Annotated in this window: 9 protein-coding genes; 5 read left to right on the top strand and 4 right to left on the bottom strand. The window is 70.4% G+C overall.

Features of this window, described 5'->3' with window-relative positions; genetic code table 11:
* The first annotated feature begins 530 nt into the window (after nucleotides 1–530).
* Nucleotides 531–1,499 (top strand): L-type lectin-domain containing protein, encoded by a 969-nt coding sequence (locus ABGB16_RS31725; protein ID WP_347671758.1) that lies wholly within the window; start codon nucleotides 531–533, stop codon nucleotides 1,497–1,499.
* 33 nt (nucleotides 1,500–1,532) lie between these two features.
* On the opposite strand, the gene ABGB16_RS31730 is transcribed toward ABGB16_RS31725, so the two are convergent.
* From ABGB16_RS31730 to ABGB16_RS31745, 4 genes are read right to left on the bottom strand one after another with little or no spacing between them, the layout of a single operon-like run.
* The gene (locus ABGB16_RS31730; RefSeq protein ID WP_347671759.1) at nucleotides 1,533–2,894 is read right to left on the bottom strand and encodes an NAD(P)/FAD-dependent oxidoreductase; all 1,362 of its coding nucleotides are present in this window, start codon (nucleotides 2,892–2,894) and stop codon (nucleotides 1,533–1,535) included.
* Nucleotides 2,891–4,381, bottom strand: coding sequence for an amino acid adenylation domain-containing protein (locus tag ABGB16_RS31735; RefSeq protein WP_347671760.1), 1,491 nt, complete (start codon nucleotides 4,379–4,381; stop codon nucleotides 2,891–2,893). Before ABGB16_RS31735 ends, ABGB16_RS31730 begins: the two co-directional genes overlap by 4 nt.
* On the bottom strand, nucleotides 4,371–5,522 hold the full coding sequence (locus ABGB16_RS31740) for an acyl-CoA dehydrogenase family protein (RefSeq protein WP_347671761.1): 1,152 nt from the start codon (nucleotides 5,520–5,522) through the stop codon (nucleotides 4,371–4,373). Before ABGB16_RS31740 ends, ABGB16_RS31735 begins: the two co-directional genes overlap by 11 nt.
* A gap of 38 nt (nucleotides 5,523–5,560) precedes the next feature.
* The gene (locus ABGB16_RS31745; RefSeq protein ID WP_347671762.1) at nucleotides 5,561–6,682 is read right to left on the bottom strand and encodes a methyltransferase domain-containing protein; all 1,122 of its coding nucleotides are present in this window, start codon (nucleotides 6,680–6,682) and stop codon (nucleotides 5,561–5,563) included.
* A gap of 241 nt (nucleotides 6,683–6,923) precedes the next feature.
* Here ABGB16_RS31745 and ABGB16_RS31750 point away from each other — a divergent pair, with 241 nt between their 5' ends.
* From ABGB16_RS31750 to ABGB16_RS31765, 4 genes are all read left to right on the top strand, one after another.
* The gene (locus tag ABGB16_RS31750) at nucleotides 6,924–8,027 is read left to right on the top strand and encodes a cytochrome P450 (RefSeq protein ID WP_347671763.1); all 1,104 of its coding nucleotides are present in this window, start codon (nucleotides 6,924–6,926) and stop codon (nucleotides 8,025–8,027) included.
* Nucleotides 8,024–9,214: a hypothetical protein gene (locus ABGB16_RS31755; RefSeq protein WP_347671764.1), complete on the top strand. Its 1,191-nt coding sequence runs from the start codon at nucleotides 8,024–8,026 to the stop codon at nucleotides 9,212–9,214. Before ABGB16_RS31750 ends, ABGB16_RS31755 begins: the two co-directional genes overlap by 4 nt.
* The gene (locus tag ABGB16_RS31760; protein WP_347671765.1) at nucleotides 9,204–10,058 is read left to right on the top strand and encodes an alpha/beta hydrolase; all 855 of its coding nucleotides are present in this window, start codon (nucleotides 9,204–9,206) and stop codon (nucleotides 10,056–10,058) included. The genes ABGB16_RS31755 and ABGB16_RS31760 overlap by 11 nt, the downstream gene beginning before the upstream one ends.
* Before the next feature lie 268 nt (nucleotides 10,059–10,326).
* The gene (locus ABGB16_RS31765) at nucleotides 10,327–13,158 is read left to right on the top strand and encodes an AAA family ATPase (RefSeq protein WP_347671766.1); all 2,832 of its coding nucleotides are present in this window, start codon (nucleotides 10,327–10,329) and stop codon (nucleotides 13,156–13,158) included.
* Nucleotides 13,159–13,511: the final 353 nt, after the last annotated feature.

A 13,511-nucleotide genomic window follows, 5' to 3' on the forward strand; every position in this document is an offset into this window, starting at 1 on the left:
AGCGCAGTGGTCCGGTGAAGGCGTCGCGGACGTATTGGTAGTTGGGGAAGCCGGCTGGTGCGGCGAGCGCGGGCGTGGGTGCGGCGGCGAGGCCGGCGCCGGTGGCGGCGACGCCGGCGGCGGCCGCGCCGCGTAGCAGGGTGCGTCGGGTGATGGGGCCTTCAGGGGTACGCGTCATCGTGGTCGCTCCGTTCATGAGACGGGCTGAAGGGGCATTGGGAGCGGGGCAGACCTGGCGAGTCGGCCGAGTGTCACTCAACCTCGCCGGGCGGCATGTACGGTGTGGACGCTCGTCGCGGACGGCTTCGTTGGTTGACGAGTCTGCGCGCGCCGTCTCGGCGGCGTCAAGACGCTAATCCGAATTAGCAAGGCGGTTTGGGCGCGCTCCGGCTGGCGATGCCGCCGGCGTCACCGGCCTGTCGGCTGAAGACCGATTTGCGCGCCGTGAACTGCGAACCGCTTCCACCCGTGCAGGGGGCGTAGCTCGGTGACGACACGGGCATGTGCTCACAAGGCGGGAGCTGAATGTGATGTTCGCACCTTCTGACCGGATTACCCGGCCGCCATCCCGATGGCAGGTCTGGCGGCGCGACGTCGTGAAGGTGGCGGCAGTCGTGGTGGCCGCCGCGGCCGGTGTCTCTGCGATCTCGGCGAGCAACGCCGCCGAAATTCCGAAGGCGGTCCCGCTCGACGCATCCCTCGTCCCGGTGCTGGCGAACGCGGCCTCGTCGTGCACGGCGACTCCCGAGCAGACCAAGGCCGTGCCGGCGCCACCACTGGGAGTCGAGCAGAACCAGCCACCGACGTTTCAGACGCCGATGAGCAAGGTCGTGCCCGTGTTCTCGTTCAAGGGCTTCCCCGACACCGCCAACCTGCGGCTCAATGGGTCGGCGACCGTCGCGGGCGGGCGGCTGGTGCTGGCATCCGGGCGGGACAAGGCGGGCAGCGCGTGGGCGACCACCAGGATCGACCCGTCCCGCTCCTTCAGCACGGGGTTCTCGTTCGAGATCACCAAGATCAGCGACGGGATCGCGTTCGTGGTCCAGGGTCAGTCCCGCACTGCGCGCGGGAGCAGCGGCGAAGGGCTCGGGTACGGCGCCCGGCCGGATACCGGCCGGCCGCGGATCCAGCCGAGCCTGGCGGTCGAGTTCGACGCGTGGGCCAACAGGTTCGACCCCGTCGGCCGCCAGCACGTCGCGGTGACCAGGAACGGTGACATCACCCAGCATCTCGTGTGGAAGGACCCGGGCTTCAGCCTGTACGGCAGGGGCGTCGCCAACGTGTGGATCGACTATGACGCCAGGTTGCACAGGCTGAGGGTCTACGTGAGCAGGAAGTCCGGCTTCCGTCCGGCCAAGCCGCTGTTGACGACATCGGTCGACCTGCGCCTGATCGTCGGCACCGGGCAGGCCTACGTCGGGCTCACCGGCGGCACCGGCATCACGACGGTGGCCGACCCGGTGCAGGCGGTGGTGGCGTGGAACGTGAAGTTGAGATGAGAGCCGACGTCGTGCGCGTGGACCGGTGTCGGGTCAGCGCTCCGCGGGACCGTCCCGCCATGACTGCGGCTGCAACGACCGGAGGCCGCTGTGCCAGGGATGGTTCGGGTTGCTCTCCACCAACGCCAACTTCTCTCTCATCTTGCCGAGCACTGGCGGTTCCTCGTCGTCGTCGAAGAAGTCGCCTTGGAGGAGCCTGATCAGATCGAGCCGATACTCAGGGTTACGAATGTAGGAGCTGAACAACACGTTCAGCCGGTAGTAGACAGTGATGAAGTTGCGCCACCACTGGGTGGCGTTGCGCGACTTGCGCTCGAACTCGGCGAACGCGGACTTGGCGTAGCCGAGCGGCGCGGCGGCGATGATGTTGCTCGCGGCGAGCCGCGCGCTGCTGAGCGCGATGCCGACGCCGCTGGAGAAGATCGGGTCCACGAACCGCGCGGCGTCGCCGACGAGCACCCATCCGTCGCCGGACAGTTCGCGCATCGAGTAGCTGTAGTCGCCCTCCGCGGTGTACGGGCGCAATCGGCGGGCGGCGCGCAGCGCCTGTGCCAGCGGCGGACGGGTGCTCACCCACGCGTCGAAGAACTTCTCCAGGTCACCGCGCGCCTCGCGCAGGCGGGCCTTCTCCGTGACGACGCCGACGCTGGTCACGGTGTCCGAGATCGGGATCTGCCACATCCAGGATCCGGCGAAGGGAAGGAAGTGGATGATCGTGTAGTCACCGATGCCGGTGGTGCCGCTCGCCGCCTCCCGGTCGAGGCCCTCGAACCAGGAGTGCACGGCGTACTGCTTGAACTCTGGATCGGCGACCTTGAGTTTGAGCTGACGGCCGAGCAGGGTGCCACGGCCGCTCGCGTCGACCACCATCGGCGCGTGGACCTCGGAAGTCACGCCATGCCGTCGGAAGGTCACGCGCTTGATCGGGCCGTCGAGGTCCACCCGGCCGACCCGGGCCTCCTGGAGCACGGTGGCGCCCAGTTCGGCGGCATGTTCCAGCAGCAACGTGTCGAATCGGGCTCGGTCGACGTGATAGGTGTATTCGTGAAATACCCCGGTTTGTTGGCGTTCGGCGAACCGGACGGCGACCTGCGGGATGGTGAAGTGGCGGCGGTAGCGCACCACGCCGTCGGCCGTCGGGGCGTCGTCCGCCGCGGCCGTCCACGCCGCGCCGTACTTCCGCGCGAATCCGGCTCGGTCGATCTTGTCCAGCACGCCGATCTCCTGGAGGGCCACCGTCGCCCTCGGCACCAGCGACTCGCCCACGTGCGGGCGGGGAAACCGGTCGCCCTCCAACACAATGCACCGCAGACCGGCCTTCGCCAGGTACGACGCGACGGTCGAACCGGCGGGGCCACCTCCGATGATGCAAACGTCGTAGGTCTCGGCAGTCACGATCCGTCCCTCCCTGCAATCGTGCGGTCCTCAACCAACGCACGGCGGTCGAGCTTGTCGTTGGCCGTCCGCGGCAGCCGGTCGACCGTGCGGACGCTGTCGGGTATGAGGTGCGGGGCCAGTCGCCGCGCGAGGAACGGTTTGACCTCGCCCAGCGGCAGGGCGTTCCCAGAGCGGGTGCGTACCCACGCGCGCAGGCGGGCCCGGTGACCGGATCCGACGGCCACGACCGCGGCCTCGACGACATCCGGGTGAGCGTGCAGCGCCGCCTCGATCTCGGCCGGTTCGACCCGGTAGCCCCGAATCTTCATCATGTGGTCGCGACGGCCGACGTACTCGAACGCGCCGTCGGGGAGTCGGCGCACGACATCGCCGGTGGCGTACGGGCCGTGCAACGGCTCGGCGTTGAGGTAGCCGGTCATCAGCGTCGGCCCGGCGACCATCAGTTCGCCTTCCTCGCCGGGTTCAGCGATCGTTCCGTCCTGACGGACGGCCCAGATCTCGTCGCCCGCGGCTGCGATGCCGATCGGCACCGCAGCGGTGCGGTCGGCCGGGATCGCCCCGACGCGGTGGAAGGCGCAGACGTTGGTCTCGGTCGGGCCGTAGAAGTTGTAGAGGTCCAACGATGGCCAGCGCTCGCGTAGCGCTCTGAGGTGCTCGATGGGGAACGTCTCGCCCGCGAACACGACGGCGCGCAGGGGCAGGCGGGTCTGGTCGAGCAGATGTCCGAATTCCATCATCATCGTCAGCGCGGACGGTACCGAGTACCAGATGGTGATGGCATGGTCGTCGATGAACCGCACCAGGTTCCGCGCCGGGGTGGACGCCGGGATCAGGTGTACGGAAGCGCCCGCTCGGAACGCCGCGTAGAGGTCGAACACCGAGAGGTCGAACTGCAACGGCGCGTGGTTGGCGAGGCGGTCGCCGCCGGTGACGCCGATTTCGTCCGCTGCCCAGTCGACGAACGCTGCCGCCGCGGAATGGCTCACGCACACGCCTTTGGGTGTGCCGGTCGAGCCCGAGGTGTAGAGCACGTAGGCGAGGTCGGCGTCACGTGTCGACGGCCGTGGCGGTCGTGGCGCCGACCTGACCTCCCACCGGGCGAGATCGTCGTGGCCGATCAGCGCGGGCGGTAGCGCCGTCTGCCCGGCGAGGTCGGTGGCCCTCCCGTCCGTCGTCACCACGGCGGCGGGTGTGCAGTCGCTGATCAGGGCCGCCGCCCGCGGTGCGGGGGCGCGCGGGTCCAACGGGACGTAGGCCGCGCCCAGCCGCAGTACCGCCTGCGTGACCGCGACGCCGAACGTGGACTTCGGCAACCACAGGGCGACGCGATCGCCGGCATCGACACCGAGCGTGCGCAGTCCGGCGGCGAGCTCGTCCGCGCGAGCGTTCAGCTCGCGATAGGTCAGGCGGGCGTCCGGACCACACACGGCCACCGCGTCGGGTGTCGCCGCGGCGGCGCGGAGGACGTGCTCCTCAAGTCTCACGGCGTAGCTCCGCCGCGATGACGTCGCGGTGGATCTCGGAGGTGCCGGAGAACAGCGACGCGGGCACCGCGTCCGCGATCGCCTGCTCGACGCCGGACCCTTCCATGATGCCCGCACCGCCGTGCAGGTGCACGGCGTCGAGCGCGTTGAAGGTGGCGGCCTCGCTGACGCCCAGCTTCGCGAGCGACACGTCGAGCGGACGGGCCGTCCCCTGGTCGCGCGCCCAGCAGGCGCGGTACAGCAGCAGACGCGCGCTCTCCAGACGTAGTTTCATGTCGGCGAGTCGGTGTGCGACGGCCTGGTGTCTGGCGAGCGACTTGCGGAACTGGCGGCGCTCGCTGGTGTACGCGACGGTCCTGCCGAGTTGGCGGTCCATGGCACCGACGTAAGCGGCGAACAGGCAGGTGCGTTCCCATTCCATCGATCCGGTGAAGATGTCGCGTCCATCGCCCTCGCCGCCGAGCCGGTTCGCCACCGGTACTGCCACACCGTCGAGGTAGACCGGGGCGAGTGGCGAGGACGCGAGCCCGGTCTTCGGCAGCGGTGAGCCGACCGTCACCCCTGGTGTGTCGCGGTGAACGACGAACGCGCTGATGCCCAGGTAGCCGCTGCGGGGATCGGTGCTCGCGTACACCACGAACACGTCGGCCAGCGGAGCGTTGGTCACGTAGTTCTTCACGCCGTCGAGCACGTACCGGTCGCCGTCGCGTACGGCCGTGGCGCGCATGGCGTAGACATCGGACCCCGCCTCGGCCTCGGTTATCGCGTTGGCCGCGATCCACTCACCCGACCCGAGCTTCGGCAGCACCTCGTCCCGTACGGAGTCGGTGCCGTGCGCCGCGATCGGCATCGCGCACGCGAACAGGTGGGCGCAGGCTGAGAACGCCAGCCCCATGTCCTCGTGCCCACGGGCGAATGCCTCGATCGCGAGGGCCGTGCTCAGCGAGTCGAGCCCAAGCCCACCCCAGCGTTCGGGAAGGCTGAGCCCGAGCAGGCCGAAATCCCCGCACTGGAGCCACTTCTGCCGGCTGAAGTACGGTCCGCCGCGACGGTCGTGCTCGTCCGGGGCGTTGAGCGCGACGCCGAGTGCGTGGATGCTGTCCACGAGTAGACGTTGGTCGGGGTCCGGTGCGAAGTCCATGTGTCCTCGGCGGGGTGTGCGTGCCCGCTGTCCGATGGTCAGGCCGGCAGACGATCGGCCGCGATCAGCACGTACTGCAGCACGTTGGACCGGTATCCGTCGAGGAACGCCTGCTCGACGCCGGTACGGTGCTCGGAGTGGCTGCGCAGCTCCCAGTACGGGATCGTCTCAGAGTTGAGGACGGTGACCTGACTGGGCGAGAACCCGGCGGCGGACAACGCGGCGAGGTATTCGCTGCGCTTGTGCATCCGGGTGCCGTAGTGCGCGTCCACCGCCTCGCAGTCCGCGCTCGTCGGCGCGATCGCGTCGTTGACGCAGTAGGTGACGCAGACGTAGCGGCCGCCGGGACGCAGCAGCCGGGCGAACTCGCCGAACGCGGCAGCCAGGTCGACGTACATCGTGGTCTCGTTGGTGAGGACGCGGTCGAAGTGGCCGTCCGGGAACAGTGTTCGGGTCATGTTCTGCAGGTGGAAGGCGACCTTGTCCGTGCAGCCGTGCCGAGCTGCCTGCTTGGTGGCGAAGTCGACCTGGTACTGCGACAGCGTGATGCCGTCGACCCAGCAGCCGAACCTGCGGTGCGCGCTGAACGAGCCACCGCCTCTGCCCGACCCGGCGTCGAGTAACCGCTCGTCCGGCCCCATGCCGCCGAACGCGTCGAGCACGACGTCCATCTGTGCGCACTCCAGCCGGTGCAGTTCCCGGATGATGGCGGCTTCACGGTCGGCGCCGCTGCCGGACAGTACGGCAGGGTCGTACTCCCCGAGGCCGTAGTGGTGGTGAACCAGCCCGTCCTCGGCGCCGAGCAGAAGGTTGATCGGGTCGTTCAGTTTCTCGTTCCAGTAACGAGCTACTGACTTTTCGTAGTCGGTGGCGATAGCGTCGGGTGTCACGTCTGTTTTGGGCACAGCGGCCTCCGGGGATCGTAGGGAATGCGTGCGGACCAGTCCAGCCATGCTCTCGATGGTCTCCCACTTCGAGTGCGGCCAGTCGCTCAACGTAATCGAATATTCACTCTCGACGAATGCGATGAGTTCTTCGACGTTGAGCGAGTCAATCAGTCGATGCTCCAGCAGCGGGGTACGCTCGTCGAACGAGATGTCCTCGCCCTCCAGCAGCACCTCGGCGACGAAGCCATGGATCACCCGTTCGATTTCGTCCATTGTCTTGCCTTCCCTGACGCGGGGGTGCTGTCATGATCCATGCCTCTGCCGGCGTGCGCAAGGGTCAAGCACGCCAGTACTCACGGTAATTGTCGACACAGGGCGGTGATGCGACATGGACGCTGAATTGGGCCGGTCACATACGCCACAAGCAATGTCCATTTTTGATCCGTTTGACGCCGCTAGCTCCACAAGTGGCGGCGCACACGCGGTGTGGCGTGCGCTGCGGCGGACCGAGCCGGTGCGTAAGGACGTCGCCCCCAACGGGACGGAGTGCTGGTCGTTTTTTCGCTACGCGGAGTGCCACACAATTCTGCGCGACACGTCGGTGTTCAGCTCCACATCGGGCGCCGTGCTCACCTGTGTCGGCGCGCCCGACCCGGCCGGCGGCCAGGCTCTGGCGCTCACGGACCCGCCCCAGCACACGGCGCTGCGCCGGCCGTCCGCCCGCGCGGTGGGGCCCGCGGCCGTCCGGGCGCACGAGGCCGAGATCCGCGTGCGCGTGCGCCGGTTGCTACGCCCGATCCTCGCCGGAGGCGTCCACGACCTGGCCGCCACGCTGCGGCAACTCCCGATGATCGCCGCCGGTCCGCTGCTCGGGATACCCGAGGACCATTGGGACAGCGCCGTCGCGGCCGCCCTCGCCACCATCGCGCCGAGCGACCCGTCCTATCAGGACGGCGACGAGGACGAGACCGTCCTACGCGCGAGTTCACGGCTCTTCGGGTCGATCAGGGCCTCGTTGGCCACGTCGCTGTCCCGACCGGAAACGCTCATCGGCGCATTGTCGGCGACCTCCATCGACGGCACCGCGCTGACCCGCCGCCGGATCATGCTGAACGTCCACAGCGCGCTGGTCGGCGGCAACACCGCCACGGTGAACGTCGCGCTACACCTGCTGCTGCACCTCGCGCGCACACCCGAGCTGTGGCGGGCGGTCGTCGACGACCGGTCGGTGATTCCCGGGCTGGTCGACGAAGCGGCACGCTGGACCACCCCCGCACAGCAGTTGGTGCGTCGGGCCACCGCGGACGTCGAACTCGGCGGGGTACGGCTGCGCGCGGGCGACTGGGTGGTGGCCTGGATCGCGTCGGCGAACCGGGACGAGTCCGTGTTCTCGTCGCCCTACCGGTTCGATCCCCGCCGCGCGCCCAACCCGCACCTCGCGTTCGGGCTCGGTCCCCACTTCTGCGTCGGCGCGGCGGCGGCACGCACGCTGCTCGCCGCCCTCGTCGACGAGCTCGCCGACAGCGGCGTCCGCTTCGCTCTCGCCGGCCCTCCGCGCCACCTCGTTTCCGCCGTGGTGAACGGGATCGCCAGCCTACCGATAAGGTTCACGCCATGACCGCGACCTGCGGCGAGCACGCGGAGGCCGCCGTACGAGGGCTGTGCCACGCGACCGGCCTCGACCAACTCGCCGACCAGGCGGCGGCGGACGTCCGGCTCATGGGTGAAACGTGGCGACATCGCCCGCTCGACGCCCCTCCCGCGTGGTCGACGCTCACCGCGGACAGCACACCGCTCGAACTCTCCGTCGTGCTCGGCGACGAGCCGCTCGGTCTGCGAGCCTCGGTCGAAGCACACGCCGACCCCGCGAACCCGGTGTCGTACTGGGAAAGCGCGCGCCGGTTGAACGCCCGCCTGAGCGCCACCCACGGCCTCGACCTGAGCAGGGTGCGGCGGATCGAGCACCTCGTGGCCCCCCGACCGGCCGACCGCCCGCCCATGGCGGCGTTCCACACCATGGGCTGGGTTCCCGGCCGACCGCCGAGCGGCAAGATCCACCTGTGGCTCGGCGGCCCCAACCCCGCCGACACGGCCGCGCGCGTCGACGCGGCACTGTCCGCGCTCGGCTTCCCCGGCCAGTGGCAGGTGATCGCCGGCGCGATGCACGACGACGACACGGTGTCCTACCTGTGCCTCGACCTCGCGACAGGACCGTCGGCCAGGACGAAGCTGTACGTGCAGCACCGCGGTGTCCTCACCGCGGAACGCCTCGCCCGGTGGGACCGGTTGGGGCCACGTGCCGACCTCGGAGACGGCCCCACGATGGCCGCGATCGCAGGCCGCGCCTGGGCGCGATCCGCGTGGGCACCGGGGACACCGTCGCGGACCCGGCTCGAATGGCGCTCCAACCACCGCCGCTTCTGGTCGTACGGCACCTACGTGTCGCTCGTACCCGGCGGCACGCGTCCGATCGAATCGGTGATGCACCAGTTCGGGCTGACCCCGCGCTGCCGATCCGACGCCGAGGCGCAGTGGATGATCCGCGAGGTCCTCGACGCCTACGACGTGTCGGCGCGCAGCCGCGACGCCTACGAGCGCTGCGCGCGGTTCTTCATGGGCGGCGAGGCGGACAAGGAGATGTACGCGCACTCGTTCCTCAGCGCACAGCGCTCCCCCCACGGACCCGCGCGGATCGCGGTGTACTTCAACCCACGGATGTACTTCCGACGGCACGGCCTCACCAACGGTGATCTCGCGCGGGCGGGGCAGTTCCAGAGCCACGGCGGGGACGACGGTGGCCGCTGACCGGATCGGGACGTTTCGGGGCGACGGCGCGGACTTCTACTACGTCGTGCGCGGTGCCGGCCCGCCCCTCATGCTGCTGCCCAGCGGCGGCGGTGACGCGCACTGCGCCGATCTGCTCGCCACCCGGCTCGCCGAGACCTACACCGTTCTGACCTACGACCGGCGGGGCCAGACCCGCACCGCGGTGGACGACCCGGGGCGCCCGGTGTCACTCGAACGGCATGCCGAGGACGCGGCCGCGCTGGCCGACCACATCTTCGGCGAGGCCCCCGCCAGCGTGTTCGGGTGCAGCACCGGCGCGGTCATCGGCCTGGAACTCGCGTGGCGCCGGCCGCGGCGGGTGAGTGTCCTCATCGCCCACGAACCCCCGCTGCGGTCGCTCGCCACCGCGTCCGAGCGCGTCAGGTACGACAGGTTGCACCGCGACGCTCGGCGGGTGCACGCGGAGTCGGGCTGGCAGGCGGCGCTCAGAATCATGCGAGCCGGCTTCGGCGACCCCTCCCACGATCCACGCGACCACGAGGACGAGGTGGTGTGGGAGCCGCCCAGCAGCCGGACCGTCGCGAACATCAACGCCTTCCTCACCGGCGAGGCGCGCGCGACATGGGAATACCGGGTCAGCGCCGCTGGCTGGGCGGCCCTGCGCGCGGGCGCCACGACGGTCGTGCCCGCCACCGGCCGGACGACCGACACATTCCCCAGCCGTTGCGCGGCCAGGCTCGCGGCCGTGCTCGGCGAACACCTGGCCGACCTGCCGGGTGGTCACGAGGGGTACCGGACACACCCCGTGGCGTTCGGCGCGGCGCTGCACGCGCTGCTCACCTCGCGCGGGTCCACCGGGTGACGCACCGACGGCCAGATGATCTCGCAGAGAGAGACGAGAGCCCGACGGCACTCGGGTCACGTCGAGCCAAGCCGGCAGCATCCCCGCAGGTCCGGCTGCATGCCGGCCGACTTGCAGCACAACAGGTCATGGATCACGTGGCCGGTGCCCTCGTCCCGTCACAACGCGAAGTAGTGGTACGTCGCACGCCGCGGGCCCAAACCGGAAACCGGCACGCTTCCCACCAGCGGGGCTAACGTTGCGCCGATGGTCGTCCTATCGTGTCGGCATGCGTTCACCTGCCTCGGCCATCGTCGGTCGGGACGTCGAGCTGGCGGTCTTGCGAGAGCTGATTGTGGGGGTGGCCGAGGGCCGAGGCGGCATGGTGTGGGTGGACGGCGAACCTGGGATCGGGAAGTCGACACTGCTCTCTGCGGCGATGGATGAGGCGGCGCGGTTGGGGTGTGCGGTGTACGCGGGGGCCGCGTCGGAGTTGCTGCCGCCGTTTCCGTTGCAGGTGTTGCTGGACGCGCTGCGGGTGGGGCGGGATTCGGTGGACCCGTTGCGGGCGCCGTTGGTGGGGTTGTTGCGGGGGGAGGGAAGGTCGGAGCTGGTGACGCCGCGGGATGTGGCGGCGTTGTTGGCCGAGCAGGTCCTGGTGTTGGTGGATCGGTTGTGTTCGGTGTCGCCGGTGGTGCTGGTGCTCGACGACGCGCAGTGGGCGGACGAGGCGAGCCTGTCGGTGTGGTCGCGGTTGGGCCGGGCCGCCGCCCAGGCGCCGTTGTTGCTGGTGGCGGCGTGCCGGCCGGTGCCACGCCGACCGGAGGTGACCGCAACGCGGCGCGACCTCGTGGAGCGGGGGGCGACGGTGCTGCCGTTGGGGGCTCTGTCGGCACCGCAGGTGATCGAGGTGGTCGGCGAACTGGTGGGCGCGGTGCCGCGCGGGGCGTTGGCGGAGCTGACGGGGCAGGCGGGGGGAAATCCGCTCTATGCCCGCGAGGCGGTCGAGGCGTTGGTCCGGGAGTCGCGGATCACGGTGGTGGCGGGAGTGGCGGAGTTGACGGATGCGGGGGAGTGGCCGGGGTCGTTGCCGGAGGCGATCGGGCGGCGGTTGGGGTTCCTGCCGGAGCGGACCCGGTCGGTGCTGGGGCTGGCGGCGGTGTTGGGTTCCGCGTTCACGGTCGATGACCTGGGGGTGGTCTCCGGTCAGGCGGCGACCGAGTTGATGGTCGTGGTCGATGAGGCGGTGGCGGGCGGGGTGTTGGCGGCGTCGGGGGATCGGCTGGTGTTCCGGCACGGGCTGATCCGGCAGGCGCTGTACGAGGCGATGCCGGCGAGTCTGCGGGCGGCGTTGCATCGGCAGGCCGCTCGGGCGCTGGCCGGCGCGGGGGCGCCGGTGGAGCGGGTGGCCGAGCAGTTGCTCGCCGGCCCGGTGACGGCCGACGAGTGGATGATCGATTGGGTGGCCCGGGAAGCCGCGGCGATGACCTACCGGGCGCCGCGGGTGGCCGTCGACCTGTTGACCCGGGTCCGCGGCGCGGTCGACGACGATCCGCGCCGGGAACGGCTGGATGCCGACCTGACGGTCGCGCTGTCGCAGCTTGGCGACAACAAGCAGGTCGAGCAGTTGGCCCATCCGGTGTTGGCCTTCAGCCGCGATCCCGTGGTGACAGCTCGGGTGGCCTGGACCCTTGTGTACGCGCTGATGCGCATGGGGCGGTACGAGCAGGCCGTTGAGGTCGCCGAGCACACGCTGGAGCGGCCGGGACTTTCGGCGGTCTGGGCCGCCCGGCTGTGCGCCCTGCGCGCCCTTGCGCTCATCGGCGACGGGCGTTTCGACGAGGCTCGGGAGGCCGCCGCACGAGCCGAGGCCGAGGGGCACCAGGCCGGTGACCGGCTGGCGGCCGGATACGCCCTGCACGCCCTGGCCCTCATCGAGCACAACCAGCGGCGGGACGTGGCGGCGCAGGTGGCGCTCATCGATCGCGCGCTGGCGGTGCTGGGGGACGAACCGCCGGTCGCCGACCTGCGGCTGCTGCTGATGATCAACCGCGCGGGTGGCCTGGACAACCTGGGCCGGCCCGCCGAGGCCGACGACGCCTTCGGCCAGGCCATGGTGTTCGCCGAACGTGCCGGCACTCCGCCCCGGCTGGGGCATCTGCGGGCGAAGATCGCAGACTACAGCTTCTACCGGGGGCGGTGGGACGAGGCGCTGGCGGAGCTGCAGGCTTCTGCCGACCTGCCGATCGACATGACGTACCGGCTGGCCGGCCGCGGGGTGCGGGCGTTGATCGCGGTTCACCGCGACGACCTGCCGGCGGCCGAGCGGGAGTTCGTCGGCGTCGAGGAGCTGACGAGCCCCGGGAACGGCTTGCGCCTGTACGCCGACCTCCTGCTGGTTGCCTGGGCGTTGGCGGCCGAGCGCGAGGGCCGGCCCGGCGAGGCGCTGGCTCGCCTGCTGGCCGCGTTCGATCCCGAGGGAAGGCGCGACTTTCCACAACTGACCCCGGACACGCCGATGTGGTTGGCCGACGTGGTCCGGCTTGCGCTGGCCTGCGGCGACCGTACCACCGCCGCCACCGCCGCGGCCTGGGCAAACGCCGCCTCCCAGGGGCAGGCGTCTCCCGCCACCACCGCCGCGGCCGGGTACTGCGCGGGCCTGCTGGCCGCCGACCCCACGGGGATTCTCACCGCCGCCGACACCTTCCACCGCATCGGCTACCCCCTGTTCCGCGCGCAGGCACTGGAGGACGCCGCCGTGCTGTACGCCGATCGCGGCGACCAGCTTGCGGCGCGGGCCGCGTACGCGCAGGCGATCGAGGTCTACACGTCGCTCGACGCAGCCTGGGACATCATGCGCGCCGACGCTCGCCTACGGCTGTACGGCATCCGCCGTGGCCGCCGCGGACCACGCCGCCGGCCCACCATCGGCTGGGAAGCCCTCACCACCACGGAACGGAAGATCGCAGACCTCGTCGCCGCGGGACAGTCCAACCCGAACATCGCCGCCCAACTGTTCCTGTCCCGCCGTACCGTGGAAACCCACGTCTCCCACATCCTGGCGAAGCTCGGGGCCCACTCGCGGGTCGACATCGCCCGTGAGCTGGCAAATGCGCAGTAAGACACTTGGAGTGACTTCGAAACGTCAAGCGGGGGGGGCGACGGGGGCCTTGTCTCGCACGGCCGATCGTGGGTCACGATGCGGGACGAGGGCTCAAGAGAGCCATCGGGATGAGCAGGATGGCATACCAACCGGGCGCCGCGGTCACCAAGCTCTGCGGGAAGGGTGCCGACGGGTCGACGAACGCCGTGCTCACGAGCGCGCCGATCCCCATGGGCACGATGTAGCTCAGCCTTGATCCACCGACGCGGTTGGCGGCGGTCACCGGTTGATCATTTCGATGTCGGGGTGAGTCGGCGGGTGTGTGGGAGCCGCCGATCGTTGGTCGGCTTGCTCCAGTCGTGTTTGTGCGG

Origin of the sequence: Micromonospora sp. B11E3 (assembly GCF_039871625.1) — a bacterium.
GTDB lineage: Bacteria > Actinomycetota > Actinomycetes > Mycobacteriales > Micromonosporaceae > Micromonospora.